Annotated in this window: 17 protein-coding genes; 12 read left to right on the top strand and 5 right to left on the bottom strand. The window is 71.8% G+C overall.

Translation table 11 applies throughout. The features are described 5' to 3' along the window. Window positions 1–11: 11 nt before the first annotated feature. Genes RB608_RS23950 through RB608_RS23940 form a run of 3 tightly spaced genes read left to right on the top strand, consistent with a single transcriptional unit; the run spans window position 12 to window position 2,816 of the window. A complete protein-coding gene (locus RB608_RS23950; RefSeq protein ID WP_308090590.1) occupies window positions 12–1,022 on the top strand; it encodes a zinc-binding dehydrogenase in 1,011 nt (336 codons plus the stop codon). Next, window positions 1,019–1,762 (top strand): VOC family protein, encoded by a 744-nt coding sequence (locus RB608_RS23945; RefSeq protein ID WP_308090589.1) that lies wholly within the window; start codon window positions 1,019–1,021, stop codon window positions 1,760–1,762. Before RB608_RS23950 ends, RB608_RS23945 begins: the two co-directional genes overlap by 4 nt. Further along, window positions 1,755–2,816 (top strand): PLP-dependent cysteine synthase family protein, encoded by a 1,062-nt coding sequence (locus RB608_RS23940; protein ID WP_308090588.1) that lies wholly within the window; start codon window positions 1,755–1,757, stop codon window positions 2,814–2,816. The genes RB608_RS23945 and RB608_RS23940 overlap by 8 nt, the downstream gene beginning before the upstream one ends. On the opposite strand, the gene RB608_RS23935 is transcribed toward RB608_RS23940, so the two are convergent. The 3 genes from RB608_RS23935 to RB608_RS23925 are packed head-to-tail and all read right to left on the bottom strand — an operon-like array spanning window position 2,813 to window position 4,184. Beyond that, window positions 2,813–3,541, bottom strand: coding sequence for a hypothetical protein (locus RB608_RS23935; protein WP_308090587.1), 729 nt, complete (start codon window positions 3,539–3,541; stop codon window positions 2,813–2,815). The two genes, RB608_RS23940 and RB608_RS23935, sit on opposite strands and share 4 nt — an antisense overlap. A gap of 26 nt (window positions 3,542–3,567) precedes the next feature. Then, window positions 3,568–3,957, bottom strand: a complete 390-nt coding sequence (locus tag RB608_RS23930) for a type II toxin-antitoxin system VapC family toxin (protein ID WP_308090586.1) — start codon at window positions 3,955–3,957, stop codon at window positions 3,568–3,570. Beyond that, on the bottom strand, window positions 3,954–4,184 hold the full coding sequence (locus RB608_RS23925; RefSeq protein WP_308090585.1) for a type II toxin-antitoxin system prevent-host-death family antitoxin: 231 nt from the start codon (window positions 4,182–4,184) through the stop codon (window positions 3,954–3,956). Before RB608_RS23925 ends, RB608_RS23930 begins: the two co-directional genes overlap by 4 nt. A gap of 68 nt (window positions 4,185–4,252) precedes the next feature. On the opposite strand from RB608_RS23925, the gene rlmC reads away from it, so the two are divergent. Next, complete coding sequence (gene rlmC, locus RB608_RS23920) at window positions 4,253–5,425, top strand: 23S rRNA (uracil(747)-C(5))-methyltransferase RlmC (protein WP_308090584.1); 1,173 nt, start codon at window positions 4,253–4,255, stop codon at window positions 5,423–5,425. Here the strand turns inward: rlmC and RB608_RS23915 are convergent. Together RB608_RS23915 and RB608_RS23910 are read right to left on the bottom strand one after the other, a co-directional pair. Beyond that, window positions 5,410–6,150, bottom strand: coding sequence for a hemolysin III family protein (locus RB608_RS23915; RefSeq protein ID WP_308090583.1), 741 nt, complete (start codon window positions 6,148–6,150; stop codon window positions 5,410–5,412). The two genes, rlmC and RB608_RS23915, sit on opposite strands and share 16 nt — an antisense overlap. Before the next feature lie 97 nt (window positions 6,151–6,247). Next, the gene (locus RB608_RS23910; protein WP_308090582.1) at window positions 6,248–7,381 is read right to left on the bottom strand and encodes an AIM24 family protein; all 1,134 of its coding nucleotides are present in this window, start codon (window positions 7,379–7,381) and stop codon (window positions 6,248–6,250) included. A 109-nt stretch (window positions 7,382–7,490) separates the two neighbouring features. Here RB608_RS23910 and RB608_RS23905 point away from each other — a divergent pair, with 109 nt between their 5' ends. From RB608_RS23905 to RB608_RS23870, 8 genes are all read left to right on the top strand, one after another. Continuing rightward, window positions 7,491–8,264, top strand: coding sequence for an isoprenyl transferase (locus tag RB608_RS23905; protein ID WP_308090581.1), 774 nt, complete (start codon window positions 7,491–7,493; stop codon window positions 8,262–8,264). 49 nt (window positions 8,265–8,313) lie between these two features. Further along, entirely contained in the window at window positions 8,314–8,778 is a 465-nt protein-coding gene (locus RB608_RS23900) for a DUF3817 domain-containing protein (RefSeq protein ID WP_308090580.1), read from the top strand. A 63-nt stretch (window positions 8,779–8,841) separates the two neighbouring features. Further along, the gene (locus RB608_RS23895) at window positions 8,842–10,182 is read left to right on the top strand and encodes a serpin family protein (protein ID WP_308090579.1); all 1,341 of its coding nucleotides are present in this window, start codon (window positions 8,842–8,844) and stop codon (window positions 10,180–10,182) included. Between the two features lie 185 nt (window positions 10,183–10,367). Beyond that, entirely contained in the window at window positions 10,368–11,381 is a 1,014-nt protein-coding gene (gene pstC / locus RB608_RS23890) for a phosphate ABC transporter permease subunit PstC (RefSeq protein ID WP_308090578.1), read from the top strand. Window position 11,382: 1 nt separating this feature from the next. Then, window positions 11,383–12,570 (top strand): phosphate ABC transporter permease PstA, encoded by a 1,188-nt coding sequence (pstA, locus tag RB608_RS23885; protein WP_308090577.1) that lies wholly within the window; start codon window positions 11,383–11,385, stop codon window positions 12,568–12,570. Then, window positions 12,567–14,144: a phosphate ABC transporter substrate-binding protein PstS gene (locus tag RB608_RS23880; RefSeq protein ID WP_308090576.1), complete on the top strand. Its 1,578-nt coding sequence runs from the start codon at window positions 12,567–12,569 to the stop codon at window positions 14,142–14,144. The genes pstA and RB608_RS23880 overlap by 4 nt, the downstream gene beginning before the upstream one ends. Then, entirely contained in the window at window positions 14,141–16,729 is a 2,589-nt protein-coding gene (locus RB608_RS23875; RefSeq protein ID WP_308090575.1) for a hypothetical protein, read from the top strand. Before RB608_RS23880 ends, RB608_RS23875 begins: the two co-directional genes overlap by 4 nt. Continuing rightward, on the top strand, window positions 16,726–17,703 hold the full coding sequence (locus RB608_RS23870) for a class E sortase (RefSeq protein ID WP_308090574.1): 978 nt from the start codon (window positions 16,726–16,728) through the stop codon (window positions 17,701–17,703). Before RB608_RS23875 ends, RB608_RS23870 begins: the two co-directional genes overlap by 4 nt. Window positions 17,704–17,771: the final 68 nt, after the last annotated feature.

Raw genomic sequence — 17,771 nt, 5'->3', positions numbered from 1 at the left:
AAGGAAGCAGCGTGAGGGCTGCAGTCATCAGCGAGCACGGCACGTCGGACCTGATCACGGTCCACGACGACTGGGCCGACCCGGTCGCCGCGACCGGCCAGGTCGTCGTCCGGGTCAAGGCCTGTGCGCTGAACTACCACGATCTGTTCACCCTGCGCGGGATGCCCGGGATCACCATCCCGTTCCCGCTCATCATGGGCATCGACATCGCCGGCGAGATCGCCGAGGTCGGTGCGGACGTCGAGGGCTGGCAGGTCGGCGACCGGGTCCTCGTCGACCCCTGGGACGCGGTCGAGAACAAGCTGATCGGCGAGACCGTGGACGGCGGACTGGCCGAGCTGGTCGCCGTACCGGCGCGGACGCTGATCCGGCTGCCGGACGACGTGTCGTTCACCGATGCCGCGGCGCTGCCGGTGGCCTTCGGCACGGCGTACCGGATGATGGTCACGCGGGGCCAGGTCGGACCGGGGGAGAAGGTCCTGGTCCTCGGCGCGTCCGGCGGCGTCGGCACGGGCTGCGTGCAGCTCGCCGGTCTGGCCGGGGCCCACGTCATCGCGGCCGCGTCGACCGATGCCAAGCTCGAGCAGCTGGCCGCGCTCGGCGCCGACGAGGGCATCAACTACCGCGAGACCGACTTCATGAAGGTCGTGCACGAGCGCCACGGCAAGCCCCGGGTCTCGGGGTCGGGCGGCCTCGACGTCGTGGTCAACTTCACCGGTGGCGACACCTGGGCGCCCTCGATCCGCTCGCTGAAGAAGGGCGGCCGGCTGCTCAACTGCGGCGCGACCGCCGGCTTCGCGGTCGAGACCGACCTGCGCTACGTCTGGTCCTACGAGCTCGACATCCGCGGCTCCGACGGCTGGCTCCGCTCGGACCTGGACGCCCTGATCGAACTGGTGCGGGTCGGCAAGCTCCGCCCGCCGATCGACCGGGTCCTGCCCCTCTCCGAGGTCCGCAGCGCCTTCGACCTGCTCGAGCAGCGTCAGGTCCTCGGCAAGATCATCGTGGCGCCCGACCGGTGAGGGGCACCGATCCCGATCCCGTGGGTCGGCCGAGCAAGGTCGACCATGTCGTCGTGTCGGTGCGTGGCCTCGACGAGGCCATCAGCCGGTGGAGCCGCGCGGGCCTGGCCGCGACGCCCGGTGGAAGTCACCCGACCGGTACGGCGAACGCGCTCGTCCGCGGACCGAGGGACGCGTACCTGGAGCTGATCGACGTCGTCGAGGAGTCCGACCACGCCACGGCGCATGCGGTGCGTGCCCGGCCGGGACCGCTCACCTGGGCGATCAGCGTCCCCGACCTGGAGACCTGCCGCCGGCGACTCCTCGAGTTCGGCCTGGAGACGGGTGACCCGGTCGGGAGCAGTCGGGTCGCGCCGGACGGCGACACCTACGTCTGGGAGACGTGCGAGATCGCCGGGCACGTCCTGCACCCCTTCGTCCCGTTCCTGATCCGGTGGAAGTCGGGGATGCCCCGAGGACCGGTCGACGGGCCGGTGATCAGCTCACTGGATCTGGAGGTGCCGGACCCGCTCTGGCTGCGGGAGCTCCTCGTCCGCTGTGGTCTCTCGCCGGACGAGAGCATGGCCGGCATCGCGGCCGTGACCGACGGGGACCTCACCGTCCGGCTGCGTGAGGGGAACGCCGGTGTGGTCGCCATCGACTGGGCGGTCGCGCCGCCCGAGCCGCACGTGCTCCTCGACGGGCTCGTGTGCAACGTCCGCTGGCAGGCCGACCCCGTAGGCTCGATGCCTCATGGCTAGAGAGAGCAGCGGGCAGCGGGCCTGGATCGCCGAGGCGGTCCGGCGGCTCGACGCCGACGCGACGCGAAGCGCGGACACCCACCTGCACGTCGTCCCGCTCGGGGTGGAGGGGATCGACCTCTATCTCAAGGACGAGTCGGTCCACCCGACCGGCAGCCTGAAGCACCGGCTGGCGCGCTCGCTGTTCCTCTATGCGCTGTGCAACGGGTGGATCGGCCGCGGGAGCACGATCATCGAGGCCTCCAGCGGGTCGACCGCGGTGAGCGAGGCCTACTTCGCCCGGCTGATCGGGCTGCCCTTCGTCGCCGTGATGCCGGCGGCGACCAGCCCCGAGAAGATCTCACTGATCGAGTTCTACGGGGGTCGCTGCCACCTCGTCGACGACGCGGCCACCGTCTACGACGAGGCTCGCCGGCTCGAGTCGGAGACGGGCGGCCACTACCTCGACCAGTTCACCTACGCCGAGCGGGCCACCGACTGGCGCGGCAACAACAACATCGCCGAGTCGATCTTCGAGCAGATGCGCGCCGAGCCGCACCCGTGCCCGTCCTGGATCGTGGTCGGCGCGGGCACCGGCGGCACGTCGGCCACCATCGGCCGGTACGTCCGCTATCGCGGCTTCGACACCCAGGTCCTGGTCGCCGACCCCGAGAACTCGGCGTTCCTCGAGGGCTGGGAGCGCGACACCTCGGATGCCACCACGTCGGTGCCCTCGCGGATCGAGGGCATCGGCCGGATGCGGGTCGAGCCGTCGTTCGTCGGCGGCGTCGTCGACGACATGATCCGCGTCCCGGACGCGGCGTCGGTCGCCGCGGCCCGCTGGATCTCCGGTGTCCTGGGCCGCACCGTCGGCGGGTCCACGGGCACCAACGTGTGGGCCAGCCTGCAGCTGGTCGAGCGGATGCGCGCGGCCGGCCGGACCGGGAGCATCGTCACCCTGCTCTGCGACGGCGGCGAACGCTACGCCCACACGTACTACAACGACGCGTGGCTCCGCGACCAGGGCCTCGACCTCGAGCCCCACCGCGCGTTCCTGGAGGGCTTCGACCTCTAGCTCGCGGGTGACGACCCGCGGTGGTGGTTGAGCACGGTGATCTTCTGCCAGATCTTGCGCTCCAGCGAGACGGTCAGCGTCTCGACGGTGCTGACCGTGTCGAGGACCACCGGGTCGCGGGACGCCTCGGCGCACAGTGCGGCGGTCTTGCCGATCAGGCTCAGCAGCTCCGAGCAGTAGTCGAGATAGTGCTCGAGCTGGTCGGTGGTGAGGTCCATCGGGATGCTCGCGTCCGTGGGGGTGAACTCCGAGCGCAGGCGCTCGGGGTCCTTGGTGAGCTGGTGCATGTCGACGATATGGGCCATCGACCGCAACCGGTGCAGCAACTCGAGCAGACTCGAGCGCTGCAGCCGCTCCGGCACGGAGTAGAGGAACCAGATCGCCAGCGCCGCGAAGACCAGGTCGTTGACCGCGCTCTCCAGCAGCGGGATCCAGGTCAGGCCGTCGTCCGGCGCGTCGGTGAGGGCCGCCCGGACGGCGAGCACCATCACGGTGGCCGTGACGAGGAGGACCGCGACGATGCCGAAACGCGACAGCGGGCGCAGCCAGGACCGGCGGCCGCGTGCGGTCGCCGTCGAGGACGCCACCGTGTCCACGAGGCTCGCCAGCTCCCCGGCCACCCGGTGCAGCCCGCGGCCCGGGAAGCGCGCCTCGATCCGCTGCTCCAGCCGGCGCACGGTGGCCAGCACCGGCGCGGCCTGGACCTTCTCGAGCGGGGACGGCACGGCGGCAGCCTAGAGGAGTCGGGTGCTCACCAGCGCAGGATCGACAGACCAGGTACGGAGGCGAAGGCTGCGTCAGCCGTCACCAGAGTGAGCCCTTCGGTGAGCGCCTGCGCGGCCAGAAGCCGGTCGAACGGATCACGGTGGTCCCAGTCGAGCGTGCCGCCCCGCAGTGCGTGCGCTGTCGTGATGGGAAGAGCGATCGCGGGGAGCTGGGTCAGCGCCTCGGCCCAGCGATCGCGCAGGCCGGCGGCTCCCGGGAACTTGCCGAGTCGCACTTTGAATGCAACCTCGAAGGCCGAGATGTCCGAGACGAGGCGCCGCGGCGCCTGGTGCAGTGCCTCGATGACATGGGAGGGAATGTCAGCCCCCCGGCGGACGCACCAGTAGAAGGCGTGGGTGTCCAGCAGAAGGGTCACAGGCTCCACTCCGCGAGCTCGTCGTCGTCGAGCGGCGCGAAGAAGTCGTCCGGGATCTCGGGCAGGTCGAGGAAGCCGAGCTGGATCTCGGGTGCGGAGAAGGGCTCGAGGCGAGCGACCGGCTTCCCGCCCCGCGCGATGATGATCTCCTCTCCGGCCTCGACGCGCGCGAGGATCCGGGACAGGTTGGTCTTGGCCTCGTGGACGTTCACGACAGTGCCACTCATGGACTAAGTCTAATGGACTAAGTCGGTGCGAGCAAGGATGGTGCCGTGGCCGCCCTACGATGGGAGTCATGGGTCTCGCCGTGCTCGACTGCGCCCACTTCGCGGCGGGGGAGTGCCGGTCCTGCACCTGGCTCGGACAGCCGTACGACGACCAGCTGGTCGCGAAGCAGGCCGCGGCGCGCGCTCTCATCGATCGGCCGGGCCTCGTCTGGCTGCCGTCGGTGTCCGGGCCGCCGGCCGGGTTCCGCAACAAGGCGAAGATGGTCGTGGCCGGCACCGCGGCCGATCCGACGCTCGGGATCCTCGGGCCCGACGGCGCCGGGGTCGACCTGCGCGACTGCGCCCTGCACCTGCCGGGGATCGTGGCCGCGCTGCCGACGCTGGCCGAACTGGTCGGCCGGGCCGGGCTGACGCCGTACGACGTCGCGGGGAGCGGCCCGGTGGGCGGGCGCGGCGAGCTCAAGCACGTGCTGGTCACCGAGTCTCCGGACGGCGAGCTGATGGTGCGGCTGGTCCTGCGCTCGACGGCGACCGAGGCCCGGGTGCGCAAGCACCTGCCGTGGCTGCTCGGCGCCCTGCCCGGTCTGCGGGTGGTCACGATCAACGTGCAGCCCGAGCACAGCGCGGTGCTCGAGGGGGAGCGCGAGATCGTGCTGACCGAGGCCGACACGCTGCCGATGCGGCTGGGCGGGATCACCCTGCACCTGCGCCCGCGCAGCTTCTTCCAGACCAACACCACCGTCGCCGCTGCGCTCTACCGCGAGGCCGCGGCCTGGGTCGCCGACCTCGCGCCGCACCGGGTGGTCGACCTCTACTGCGGCGTCGGCGGGTTCGCGCTGCACCTCGCCGCGCCGGGCCGGCGGGTGAGCGGCATCGAGATCAGCGCCGACGCGATCGCGTCGGCCGAACGCTCCCGTCACGAGGCCGGACTGCCGGGCGAGATCGACTTCGCGGTCGGCGATGCCACCGCCCCGGAGCATGCCGCGCTGCTCGCGGAGGCCGACCTGGTCGTGGTGAACCCGCCCCGGCGCGGCCTCGGCCCCGCGCTCGCCCGGCGGCTCCAGGAGTCCGGTGCGGCGCACGTGCTCTACTCCAGCTGCAACCCCGAGACCCTCGCCCGCGACCTGGCCGACCTGACGTCGTACCGGCCGGTGCGGGGGCGGCTGCTCGACATGTTCCCGCAGACCCCCCATGCGGAGGTGCTGGTGCTGCTGGAGCGCGGGGATCAGCGCAGCGAGTAGGTCGCCAGCGAGACGCCGACGTAGTGCGCGACGAACGCGGCGATCGTGAAGCCGTGGAAGATCTCGTGGAACCCGAAGACCCGCGGCGAGGGGTTGGGCCACTTGAAGCCGTAGACCAGGCCGCCCATGGTGTAGAGCGCGCCGCCGACGGCGATCAGCACGAAGATGGCGATGCCGAGGCCCAGCCCCATCGCCGTCGCACCCTCGAAGAAGGCGGGGATGAAGAAGATCGCCGCCCAGCCGAGCGCGATGTAGATCGGTGCCGACAGCCAGCGCGGCGCCGTGGGCCAGAACAGCTTGAACCCGATGCCGAGCAGGGCGCCGCTCCACGCGACCGTGAGCATCACCACCCGCGACGGACCGTCGAGCAGGATCAGCGCGAACGGCGTGTAGGAGCCGGCGATGAACACGAAGATGTTCGAGTGGTCGAACCGGTTGAGGATCGTCCAGACCTTCGGTGACCAGGTGCCGCGGTGGTAGAGCGCCGAGATGCCGAAGAGGAGCAGCGCGGAGCCGGCGTACAGCGCCGAGCCGACCCTGGTGGTGGCGGTCGGCGAGAGGACGATGAGCACGATGCCGGCGGCGAGCACGATCGGCGTCGACACGAGGTGGATCCAGCCGCGGAGTCGGGGCTTGATGTCCGCGACCTTCTCGCTGATCTGATCCCCGAGGTCGTCCAGCCGGGCGCGGACCTTGTCGTTCGCGTGGTGGAGGGCCTGGTTCATGAACAGAGGGTACCGGCCGGTCCCGAATGCGAGGCCGGCCGGACGAGCGTGATCCGCCTCGCTCGTCCGGCCGTACGACGCCCCGGAGCGTCCGCTGTCAGTGCGAGTGCGGCGGCACCGAGTTGCCCTCGGACGGCTGCACGATCACGAAGCCCTGGCCCTGGAACGCGACCTGGAAGGCCTCCCCGGAACCGCGGCCGATGAGCGCGCCCGCGGACATCGTCGAGCGGATCGAGGTCTGCAGGTGCGTCGACCAGGCGACCAGCGCGTTGGCGTCGGCGAAGGTCGGCGCCTCGCCCGGGTTGAGCACGACGGGGTCGCCGTCGGTGGTGATGACCACCCAGCCGGTCCCGCGCAGCGTCGTGTTGAACAGGCCGCCGGCGGCCATGCTGCCGCCCCTGACCCGCTCGACGTTCCACTCGAGCGAGGCCGAGAAGCCGAGAACGTTCTGGCCGTTGACCGACAGACCGCTGTTGTTGAGGTGCAGGATGTGGACCTCGTGGGCGCCGTCGGCGAGGAAGACGTCGCCCTGGCCCTCGACCCGCATCAGGGACAGGCCCTCGCCCGTGAACGCCTTCTTGAGGAACTTCGCGGCACCGCCGCCCTGGTAGTTGAAGTTGACGTTGCCCTGGTAGGCGACCATCGAGCCCTGCTTGGCCATGAACGGCTCGGTGATCCGCACCCGCAGCAGGCGCTTGTTCTGCAGGACCGCGCCGGCGCCGGCCACCTCGCTGAACCGACCGTCGATCAGCTCGCCGGAGATGCCCGTGAACGCGTCGGCGGGCACCGCCTGGCCGGCGGCGTACCCGCCGACCGGCTGGCTCGTCGGCTGGGCCTCCTGGTAGGGCTGCGCCGGCTGGTACGACGGGGCCTGCTGCTGGTACGACTGGGTCACCGCCTCCGGCGCCTGCTGCTCGGTGGCCCGGGGCGCCACGGCCGTCTCGGCGTCGAACGAGAACGCCGGCTCGGCGCTGACCTCGCTCGACGGGCTCTCCGTGGCCTGCGCCGCCTCGTGGCTCCCGACCCACACGTCGCCGGTGGCGCTGTCGGAGCCGGCGCCCGCGTCGGTGCCCGCGTCGGCGCCCGCGTCGGCGGCGGGCTCGGCGCTCGGGTAGAGCGGGGAGGTCGACTGGACGCCCTGGTCGGACACGTGATCGGTCCACTGGGAGCCGTCCCAGTAGCGGAGCTCGTGGCGGCCGGTCGGGTCCGGGTGCCAAGCGGCTGCAGTCATGGTCGTCCTATCTGTCATCGGGTTCGGGGGCCGCGACCCGGGGGGCCGTGGTGTGGTGCTCATCGTGTCAGCCACGTCGGAAGGCCGGTAGCCCGGCTAACATCGGAATGTGGCGGACTGGAAGCGCGGTGTGCGCAGGGTGCTCTACCCCGCGTACGAGGCGCGCATGCTTCGCCGGATGCCCGGCAATCTGCCCAAGCACATCGGGGTGATGCTCGACGGCAACCGGCGCTGGGCCAAGGCGGTCGGGCGTGACACCGCCCACGGGCACCGCGCGGGCGCGGCCAACATCGAGCCCCTGCTGGGCTGGTGCGACGAGGTCGGCATCGAGGTGGTCACGCTCTGGCTGCTCTCGACCGACAATCTCAACCGTCCCGCCGGCGAGCTCGAGCCGCTCCTGGAGATCATCGCCGACGCGGTCGACTCGCTGGCCGACCAGCGGCGCTGGCGGTTGCACCCGGTCGGTGCCCTCGACCTGCTGCCCGCGGGGACCGCCAAGCGGCTCAAGACCGCGGCCGAGGCGACCGCCGACGTCGACGGGATGATCGTCAACGTCGCCGTGGCGTACGGCGGGCGCCGGGAGATCGCCGACGCGGTCCGCTCGCTGCTCACCGAGCATGCCGCCAAGGGCACCTCGCTCGACGAGCTGGCCCACGTGATCGACATCGAGCACATCGAGGAGCACCTCTACACCAAGGGCCAGCCCGACCCGGACCTCGTCATCCGCACGTCGGGGGAGCAGCGGCTGGGCGGCTTCCTGCTGTGGCAGAGCGCGCGCTCGGAGTTCTACTTCTGCGAGGCCTACTGGCCCGACTTCCGGCGCGTCGACTTCCTGCGGGCGATCCGCGCCTACGCCCAGCGCGAGCGCCGCTTCGGGTCCTAGGGCCGGCGAGGGCGGAGCGACCTGGCTCACACGGGTACCCTCGGGCCCTGTGAGCAAGCCCAGTGCGACCACTCCCACCCGCCTGTTCCGCACCGTCGCGATCGCCGAGGCGATCACCTGGACGGGACTGCTCCTCGGGATGTTCCTCAAGTACGTCACCGAGACCACCGAGCTGGGTGTCCGGGTCTTCGGGATGCTGCACGGTGTCGTGTTCGTCGCCTATGTCGTGACGGCCGTCGTGCTCTGGGTCGACCGGCGCTGGTCGGCAGGCCGGGGACTGCTCACGCTGCTCGCCGCGATCCCGCCGCTGGCGACCCTGCCGCTCGAGTGGTGGGCCGTGCGCAAGGGCTGGCTCGGCGACGCGTGGCGGCTGCCGGCCGGCACGACCCGCTCGCTCCCGGACCGCTGCGTCGGCTGGATGATCGCCAACCCGCTGCGCGGCCTGGCGATGGGCGCCGTCGCCGTCGGCGGCCTGACCGCCCTCGCCCTCCTGGTCGGTCCGCCCACCTCCTGACCGGCTCCCGGCGGAGGCACCTCCGCGGGGAACCGACCGGGGCGGGAGCACGTCGTACCGGGCATGACCGCCCTCGCCCGACGCAACGCCCTCCAGCTCGGCCTCGCGGCCCTCGGCACCGGCGCCCTCGCCGCCTGCACCGGCGGTGGGCACGGGCGAGGTGACGGACCGCACACGGGCTCCGGGTCCGGGGCCGACGCCATCGAGCTGGTCTCCTCGGACGTCCGCCGGGCGGCGGGCGACCCCGGCCTGGTCGCCCCGGTCGTCGCGGGGCTCGACCGCTTCGCGGGCCGGCTGTACGGCGCCCTGGCGACCACCGACGGCAACCTGGTGCTCTCGCCGTACTCGGTCCTCGTCGCGCTGGGCATGACCCTGACCGGCGCGGCGGGGGCGACCGCGGAGGAGATGCGGTCCGTGCTCGGCGTCGGCGATCTCGGCGACCGGTGGCACCGCGGGGTGAACGCCCTGACCGCGCACGTCGAGGGACTGGCGGGCCGGCAACGGCGCGCCGACGGCTCGGCGGCCGACCTGGACCTGGAGACCGCGAACCAGATCTTCGGCCAGCGGGGTGTCGGCTGGTCGGCCGACTTCCTCGACCTGCTCGCCAAGGAGTACGCCGCGCCGATCCGCGCGGTCGACTTCGAGGCGGCGACCGAGCGGGCGCGCGTCCTGATCAACAGCTGGGTCGAGGAGCGGACCCGCGAGCGGATCGTCGACCTGGTGCCCGAGGGCGCGCTCGACAACCTGACCCGGCTGGTGCTGGTCAACGCGATCTACCTCAAGGCGCCGTGGGAGCAGCCCTTCGAGAAGGAGCTGACCGCCCCCGGCGTCTTCCGGCGCGGCGACGGGAGCGAGGTCGAGGTGGACCGGATGCGCCGCCCGGACCTGACCGGCGGGCTGGTCACCGGAGACGGCTTCCGCGCGGCGGTCGTGCCGTACGCCGGGCAGCGCCTCGCGATGAGCGTCGTCCTGCCCGACGACGGGGCGTTCGGCACGGTCGAGGCCGCCGTCGCCGGCGACGGTTTCGCCCGCCTCCTGGCGGGTGCGGCGCCCGCCGCTATCGATCTCACCCTGCCGCGGTGGAGCTTCCGCACCCAGGCACCGCTGGGCGACGTCCTGAAGGAGCTCGGCATGCCCACCGCGTTCGACGACGAGCGCGCGGACTTCTCGGCGATGACCGACGAGGACCTCTTCCTCTACATCTCCGCGGTCCTCCACCAGGGCTTCATCGCGGTCGACGAGGAGGGCACCGAGGCCGCCGCGGCGACGGCGGTGGTGATGCGCACCGAGAGCGCGGTCGTCACCGAGGAGATCGTCGTCGACCGTCCCTTCCTCTTCGTCGTCCACGACGTGGAGCACCACACCCCGCTCTTCGTCGGCCGCGTGACGGATCCCACGGCCTGACGGTGGGCCGGCCCTCCCGGCCCTCTCCCGCCGGTGGATTTAAGCAAAGTCGCCAGCACCGTTCCCGCCCCGTTCACCGTCCTCACCCCGATTGGTCGCGGACCACCGCCACCGTTCCTCGTGGTTGCGCGGTTCCGCGCTGCCGCGAGCCGGCCTTCTCGGGTGGCCACGACTGAGGACGACGTGTGACCAGCCTGCCCCTTGTCGATCCGAGCGCGCCGGAAGCGCGGCCGCGCCGGATCTCCCGTCGAGCCACGGGTGCCGACGCGGTCTTCGTCAACGTCTCGCGGGCGATCGGCGCCTCGGTGCTGGTCATCACCGGCGGGGTGGGCCTGTTCCTCGGCTGGCAGGCGTTCCCGACGCTCCAGCGCTACGGCTGGCGGTTCTTCACGGAGTCCGAGTGGCTGCCCGAGGCCGACGTGCTCGGCATCGCGGCTGTGCTCGCCGGGACCCTGCAGATCGCGCTGGTCGCCATGGTGATCGCGTTCCCGCTCGCGCTGCTGACGGCCCTCTTCATCTCCGAGTACGCGCCCGCGTCGCTGCGCTCGACCCTGGTCTCGCTCGTCGACCTGATGGCCGCGATCCCGTCGATCGTCTACGGCCTGTGGGGCTTCTTCCTCGTGATGCCCCACGCCGCGGCGTTCGCGACCTTCCTCCAGCGGCACCTCGGCTGGATCCCGATCTTCGACGTGAAGGACACCGACCCGGACGCCGCGATCTGGGACGCCAGCCGCTACACCGCGAGCGCCTTCTGCGCCGGCATCGCCGTGGCGATGATGGTGCTGCCGATGGCGTGCGCCGTGATGCGCCAGGTCTTCAGCCAGACCCCGCCGGGGGAGAAGGAGGCCGCGCTCGCGCTCGGTGCGACCCGCTGGGGCATGATCCGCACCGTCGTCCTGCCGTTCGGGCGCGGCGGCATCATCGGCGGCACCATGCTCGCGCTCGGCCGGGCGCTGGGCGAGACCATCGCGGTCCTGCTCATCATCTCGCCGGCGTTCGACCTGAAGCTCCGCCCGCTCGAGATCGGCACCAACAGCGTGAGCGCGCTCATCGCGGGTCGCTTCGGCGACGCCAGCGCGAGCCAGCTCTCCGCACTCCTCGCGGCCGGGTTCGTGCTCTTCGTCATCACCCTCGGCGTCAACACCCTCGCCGCGATCGTCGTGAACCGCAGCCGCTCGGGTGCCGGGGCGGAGGCCTGACATGACCGCCTCCCCGGTCGCTTCCGCGGTCGCCTCCCCGGCGCAGGCCGCGCCGCGCGGCAGCACCGTCCTGCCGTCGTACGACGACGACGCGCCGCCCGCCCTGCCGCGTCCCGCGCTGGGCCGGCCCAGTCTCGACGAGCGGTTCGTGCGCTGGGGCTCCTGGGCCTCCGCGCTGGGGCTGACCTGGCTGGTCACCCAGCGGCTGCTCCCGCTGCCGGGGCCGGCGTGGTTCCTGGTCGTCTGGTTCGCCCTCGGCCTGGTCGTCACCGCCGTGCTGTCGGCGCTGACGGTCTCGATGGTGGAGGTGCGGGACCGGGTCGTGGCCGCCGTCGTCACCGGCGGTGCGCTCATCGTGGGCGCGGCCCTGGTGAGCACCCTGGCGTTCATCGTGCTGCGGGGCTGGCGCCCGCTGTTGCACAGCAACTTCTTCTTCGACGACATGGCCGGCGTCGGGCCGAAGGACGCGTTCGACATGGGTGGCATCGCCCACGCGACGGTCGGCTCGATGATCCAGATCGGGATCGCGCTGGTGATCGTGCTGCCGCTCGGCATCGGCACGGCCATCTTCATGACCGAGGTCGGCGGCCGTTTCGCCGTGCTGGTGCGTACCATCGTCGAGGCGATGACCGCGCTGCCGTCGGTCGTGGCCGGGCTGTTCGTCTACACGACGGTGATCGTGGTCGCCGGCTGGCCGCGCTCGGGCCTGGCCGCCGCGCTCGCGCTCGCCGTGATGATGCTGCCGATCGTCGCCCGGGCCGCGGACGTGGTGCTGCGGGTCGTACCCGGCAACCTGCGCGAGGCCGGGCTGGCCCTGGGCGCGAGCCGGTGGCGGACCGTGTGGCACGTCGTGCTCCCGACGGCCCGTCCCGGCCTCGCCACCGCTGTCATCCTCGGCGTCGCCCGGGGCGTGGGCGAGACCTCGCCGGTGCTGCTCACCTCCGGCGCGGCCGCATTCATGGTCGTGGGTCCCACCGACGGCGTCATGAACTCCCTCCCGCTCTACATCTACACAACCGTGCGCAGCGGCGAGCCGCAGGCGATCACGCGGGCCTTCGCCGCCGCGACGGTGCTGCTCGCGCTCGTGCTGTTCCTGTTCGTCCTGGCGCGGGTCGTGGCCCGCCCGAAGAAGGCGAAGAAGTCCCGACCGCCGACGACGGGTTCCCGTCCCGTGAAGGAGATCTCGTGAAGCGCCTCGTGGCGGCCCTGGTGGCACTCGTGTGTGGTGTCAGCCTGCCGCTCGCAGCCCAGGCCGCGGTGCCCTACGCCCAGATCGAGGGCACCGGGTCGACCTGGTCGGAGCTGATCGTCCAGCAGTGGATCGCCGACGTGAACGCCAACGGCATGAAGGTCGTCTACACCGGTGGCGGCTCGACCAAGGGGCGCAAGGACTTCGCCAACAACAGCGTCGACTTCGCGATCTCCGAGATCCCCTACCAGGGCACCGACGAGCAGGGGCAGGCCGACACCAGCCAAGGGCGCGACTACGCGTACCTGCCGATCGTCGCCGGCGGCACGGCGTTCACCTACCAGCTCAAGATCGGCAAGCAGCAGGTCAAGAACCTGCGGCTCTCGGGCGAGACCCTCGCCAAGATCTTCACCAACCAGATCACCAACTGGGACGACCCGGCCATCGCCAAGGACAACAACGGCCGGAAGTTCCCGTCGCTGCCGATCATCCCGGTCGTGCGCTCCGACGGCTCGGGCACCACGGCCCAGTTCACCACCTGGATGGACAAGCAGCACCCCAGCATCTGGCGCCCCTACTTCGGCCGCTCCGGCCTGACGTCGTACTACCCGAAGAAGTCGGGCAGCCGGATGGTCAGCCAGGCCGGCTCGGACCAGGTGATGAACACGATCAAGGGCTTCTCCGGCAACGGGATGATCGGCTACGTCGAGTACTCCTACGCGATCAACGCCAACTACCCGGTGGTGAAGGTCAAGAACGCGGCCGGCTACTTCGTCGAGCCGACGCAGTACAACACCGCGGTGGCGCTGACCCAGGCCAAGATCAACATGGATACGACGTCGCAGCTCTACCTGACCCAGAACCTCGACGGCGTCTACACCTACAACGACCCGCGGTCCTACCCCATCTCGTCGTACTCCTACATGCTGCTGCCCACCGGTGGAGGCGACCAGCGGATGTCGACGGCCAAGCGGCAGACCCTGGCCGACTTCATGTACTACTCGCTGTGCACCGGGCAGACCAAGGCCGGTGCCTACGGCTACTCCTCGCTGCCGCTCAACCTGGTCCAGGCCGGTTTCGAGCAGATCGCGAAGCTGAAGGCGGCCGACCCGGCCGTCGAGCTCACCAACCGCGACGTCAAAAGCTGCAACAACCCGACCTTCGACGGCAAGAACCCCACCAAGAACCTGCTCGCTCAGAGGGCGCCGAAGCCCCCGGAGTGTGACAAGGAGGGGGCGGGCCCCTGCGGCACCGAGACCGGCACCGGCGAGCCCGCCACGGACGACGCCGCACCACCACCGGCGGACGCACCGCCCGCCGGCGAGGCTCCGCCGGCCGCGGTCGACCCGGCGACGGGGCAGGACGTCCCCGTCGCGGAGAGCGGCACCGTCCCGGTCTCCGGCGGCACCCAGGACGTCTACGCCTCGCCCGACACGCTCTCGGCCGACCGGGCCGGCGACCGGCGCCCGTTCGGCTGGCTGATCGTCGTGGAGCTGCTCGCCCTCGTGTTGCTGCCCGGCCTGCTCGCGACCGCACTCCGCCGCCGGCTGACGTCGCGGGGAGCGGCCCGATGAGGCCCGCACCGCGGCTCGCCCGGGTGCTCCGGCTCGGCGTGGTCGCCCTCGTCGTCGGCGCGAGCGCGGCCACCGGCGTGACCGCACCGGCGCTCGCGGACCGGCCGCAGCCCGTGACCCCGCGCGCCGCCGTCGCCGGCGACGCCTGGAGCCAGACCAAGTCCATGGAGCGCCAGTTCGTCGCCGCCGACGGTACGTCGACGGCGATCTCGGACCCGAGCACCGGCAGTCCATGGCAGGTCAGCGTCAACGTCGACCACACCCAGAACCTGCGCGGCCGCGAGCGGGTCGGCATCACGTGGAGCGGGGCCCAGCCCAGCGCCGGCCGGGCCAACGACCCGTTCGGCCCGGGAGGCATGAGCCAGGAGTACCCGGTCGTGGTGCTGCAGTGCCGGGGCACCGGCGACGACGTGCGGCCGGAGACCTGCTGGACGTCGTCGTTCAACCAGCGCTCCCAGGTGTCGAGGTCGGAGAACGACGCCGCCTGGACCGAGGACCTCCATGCCTCCGAGGCGGCGACGGCGAGGATCAGCAGTGCACTCGGCGAGGTGCCGGGGAAGGACGTGTGCCCGGACATCGTCGAGGGCGAGGAGTTCTACACCCGTCTGGTCCCCTTCGTGAGCGCGAAGGGACAGGTCTATCCCGCCTGCGACGGCAAGACCATGCCGCCCGAGGCGGCGGCCGAGGCGGCGCTGCCGGCCAATGAGATCGCTGCCTTCACCGACGGCAACGGCAGCGGTTCGGTGCAGTTCGAGATCCGCACCGACGTCGAGAACGAGTCGCTGGGGTGCAACAAGTTGGTGGCCTGCTCGATCGTGGTCATCCCGATCGTCGGCATCAGCTGCGCCACGGCCTCGTCCCTCGTCGACCAGGAGATGTCGGTCGCCGAGAAGTCCTGCCGGCGCACCGGCCAGTTCGCGCCCGGCTCCGGCAATGCGACCAATGTGGCGGGGGACCAGGCCGTGTCGCCGTCGCTGTGGTGGGCGGAGTCCAACTGGCGCAACAGGTTCGTGATCCCGGTGACCTTCGGCGATCCGCCGGACACCTGCGACATCCTCGATCCCCGCGCGCCGACCGGCTTCTACGGCTCGGAGCTGCTCGCGCAGGCGGCGCTGCAGTGGGCACCGGCGTACTGCCTGAACAAGAAGAGGTTCAAGTTCCAGCACAACCAGATGCCCGACCAGGCCGGCTTCTCGCTGATGGCCTCCGGTGGCGGCGCCGCGGCGCTGGTCTCCTCGAAGTACGAGGCGACCGGGGACCCGGTGGGCTACGCGCCGGTCGCGCTGACCGGCTTCGGCGTCGGCTATATCGTCGACCGGCCGGGGAACGCGGGGGAGCTCGCCGACCTGCGGCTCAACGCTCGGCTGCTGGCCAAGCTGATCACCCAGTCCTACACCGGATCGAGCTTCGGCGCCGGGCACCCGGGCATGGAGCAGAATCCCTGGGCGATCACGAAGGACCCGGAGTTCGTCGCACTCAACCCGGGGCTGACCGACGAGGCCAGCGAGGCCGCCGCGACCCTCCTCTCGCTGTCGAACTCCTCGGACGTGGTGCGCCGGCTCACCGAGTACATCGCGAGCGACAAGGTGGCCATGGACTTCGTCAAGGGCAAGCCCGATCCGTGGGGCATGCGGATCAACCCGTCGTACAAGAAGATCAAGCTCCCCCGCGACGAGTGGCCGCTGCTCGACGACTTCGTGCCGCAGGGCGGCACCGAGTGCAAGGCCAAGAACCCGTCGACCTACTTCAACGACCTCGCCGCCCCCGTCTCCACGATGCGCAAGATCGCCGAGGCCCTGCTGGACGCATGGCCCAATGTGCAGACCCGCTGCGACACGGATCTCAGCGTGACGCCGCCGATCTACAAGCTCGGCCGGGTCGAGCGCCAGCACTACGGAGACCGGTTCATGCTCGGCATCGTCAGCCTCGGCGACGCCCAGCGCTACGGCCTGCGCACGGCCGCTCTGGAGACCGGGAAGGGCCGGTATGTCACGCCGACGACCGACTCTCTGACGGCGGCCGTGAAGCTGGCTCGGCCGGAGGGCCAGCGCGGCCCGTTCGAGATGGACATGGTCAAGCTCCGCAAGGCCGGCAAGGCCTATCCGGGCACCATGCTCGTCTACGCCGCGGCTCGGCTGCAGAACCTGGACAAGAAGGACGCCGCCAAGGTGGCCCAGTTCGTCCGCACCGCGACCTCGGAGGGGCAGCGGCCCGGCAGCGGCAACGGCCAGCTGCCCGGCGGCTTCGTGCCGATCCGCAAGAGCGGCGCCACCCAGGCGCTGTACGCCCGCGCCCAGGCGGTCGCCCGGGCCATCGAGCAGCAGAAGGTGCCGGCCACGACCCCGGAGGCGGGCCCCGCGACCGTGACGCCGGGAGCGCCCGAGGCCGTTCCCGCCGCTGACCCGGCCGTCGCCGCTCCCGCCGCGGGTCCGGCCCCCGCGCCCGAGGCGCTCACCATGCCGCCGACGAAGGCCGTCTCCTCGGAGTGGAGCGGCCGCCTGCTGCCGGTGCTGCTCATGCTGGGCCTGGTCTTCTCGGTCGTCAGCGCGGTCTCGCGGGTCGTCGTCCTGCGGAGCCGCCGATGACCACGCTCGACGAGGCGCCGGTCGTGACCGACGGGCAGCCGGCGCCGCGGAGTCACGGCTCCCGGTTCCGACGGCAGCTGCCCCGGCGCCGGGCACCGCGTCCGGTGCGCCCGGCACGCCCGGTCGGGCCGCCCAACCGGGTCGAGACGGCGGGCTCGGTGATCAGCACATCGACCACCATGGTCGCCCTGGTCACGCTGTGGATGGCGCTGCAGATGCTCGTGCTCGGCGGCGTGGCCCAGGAGCGCAGCCAGACGCTGCTCTACCAGGAGTTCCGGGCCCAGGTCGCCGCGGCGACCGCGCCGGTCGGTCCGGTCACGGAGCCGGGCGCACCGGTCGCGCTGCTGGAGATCCCGCGCCTCGGGATGCAGCAGGTCGTCGTCGAGGGCACCGCCTCCGGCGACCTCCTCGCCGGCCCCGGCCACCTCCGCAACACGGTCCTCCCCGGGCAGGCCGGGACCTCCGTGGTGCTCGGCCGCGCGGCGACGTACGGAAGCCCGTTCGCCGACGTCGACCGTCTCGAGCCGGGCGACCGGATCGAGGTCACCGTGGGCCAGGGCCGCGTCGTGTTCACCGTGCAGGGGCTGCGCCGCAGCGGCGACGCGCTGCCCCAGCCCCTCGCGAGCGGGCGGTCCCGGCTGACCCTGGTCACCGCCGAAGGTCAGGGCCGGCTGAGCGCGATCGCGCCCGGCGAGACCCTGTACGTCGACGCCGAGGCCTCCTCGGCGTTCCCCGCACCGGCCGGCCTGCCGCCGACGGTGCCCGAGTCGGAGAAGCCGATGGGCCTCGACACAGGGGTGCTGCCCCTGCTCGCCCTCGATCTCGCGCTGCTCCTGGCGCTGACCCTCGGGGTCATCGCCGCCCGTCAGAGATGGTCGCTGGTGCACGTGTGGGTGGTTGCGACCCCCCTCGCGCTCGCCCTGGCGTGGGTGACGACCGACGGAGTGATGCGGCTCCTGCCCAACCTGACCTGACCGCCGCGTCGCGGCGGCCTCCACACGACTGCACCGGCAGCCGTGCGTCCCTCACAGAAAGACGAACA

Source organism: Nocardioides sp. LHD-245, assembly GCF_030929495.1.
Lineage (GTDB): Bacteria > Actinomycetota > Actinomycetes > Propionibacteriales > Nocardioidaceae > Nocardioides.
This window is presented reverse-complemented; position numbering and strand designations above follow the sequence as displayed.

What these genes read in the sequence shown, in the direction of transcription:
- RB608_RS23940 (WP_308090588.1), top strand. Translation starts at nt 1,755, where the DNA reads ATGGCTAGAGAGAGCAGCGGGCAGCGGGCCTGGATCGCCGAGGCGGTC.
- RB608_RS23925 (WP_308090585.1), bottom strand. Translation starts at nt 4,184, where the DNA reads ATGAGTGGCACTGTCGTGAACGTCCACGAGGCCAAGACCAACCTGTCC.
- rlmC (WP_308090584.1), top strand. Translation starts at nt 4,253, where the DNA reads ATGGGTCTCGCCGTGCTCGACTGCGCCCACTTCGCGGCGGGGGAGTGC.
- RB608_RS23915 (WP_308090583.1), bottom strand. Translation starts at nt 6,150, where the DNA reads ATGAACCAGGCCCTCCACCACGCGAACGACAAGGTCCGCGCCCGGCTG.
- RB608_RS23910 (WP_308090582.1), bottom strand. Translation starts at nt 7,381, where the DNA reads ATGACTGCAGCCGCTTGGCACCCGGACCCGACCGGCCGCCACGAGCTC.
- RB608_RS23895 (WP_308090579.1), top strand. Translation starts at nt 8,842, where the DNA reads ATGACCGCCCTCGCCCGACGCAACGCCCTCCAGCTCGGCCTCGCGGCC.
- pstA (WP_308090577.1), top strand. Translation starts at nt 11,383, where the DNA reads ATGACCGCCTCCCCGGTCGCTTCCGCGGTCGCCTCCCCGGCGCAGGCC.
- RB608_RS23875 (WP_308090575.1), top strand. Translation starts at nt 14,141, where the DNA reads ATGAGGCCCGCACCGCGGCTCGCCCGGGTGCTCCGGCTCGGCGTGGTC.
- RB608_RS23870 (WP_308090574.1), top strand. Translation starts at nt 16,726, where the DNA reads ATGACCACGCTCGACGAGGCGCCGGTCGTGACCGACGGGCAGCCGGCG.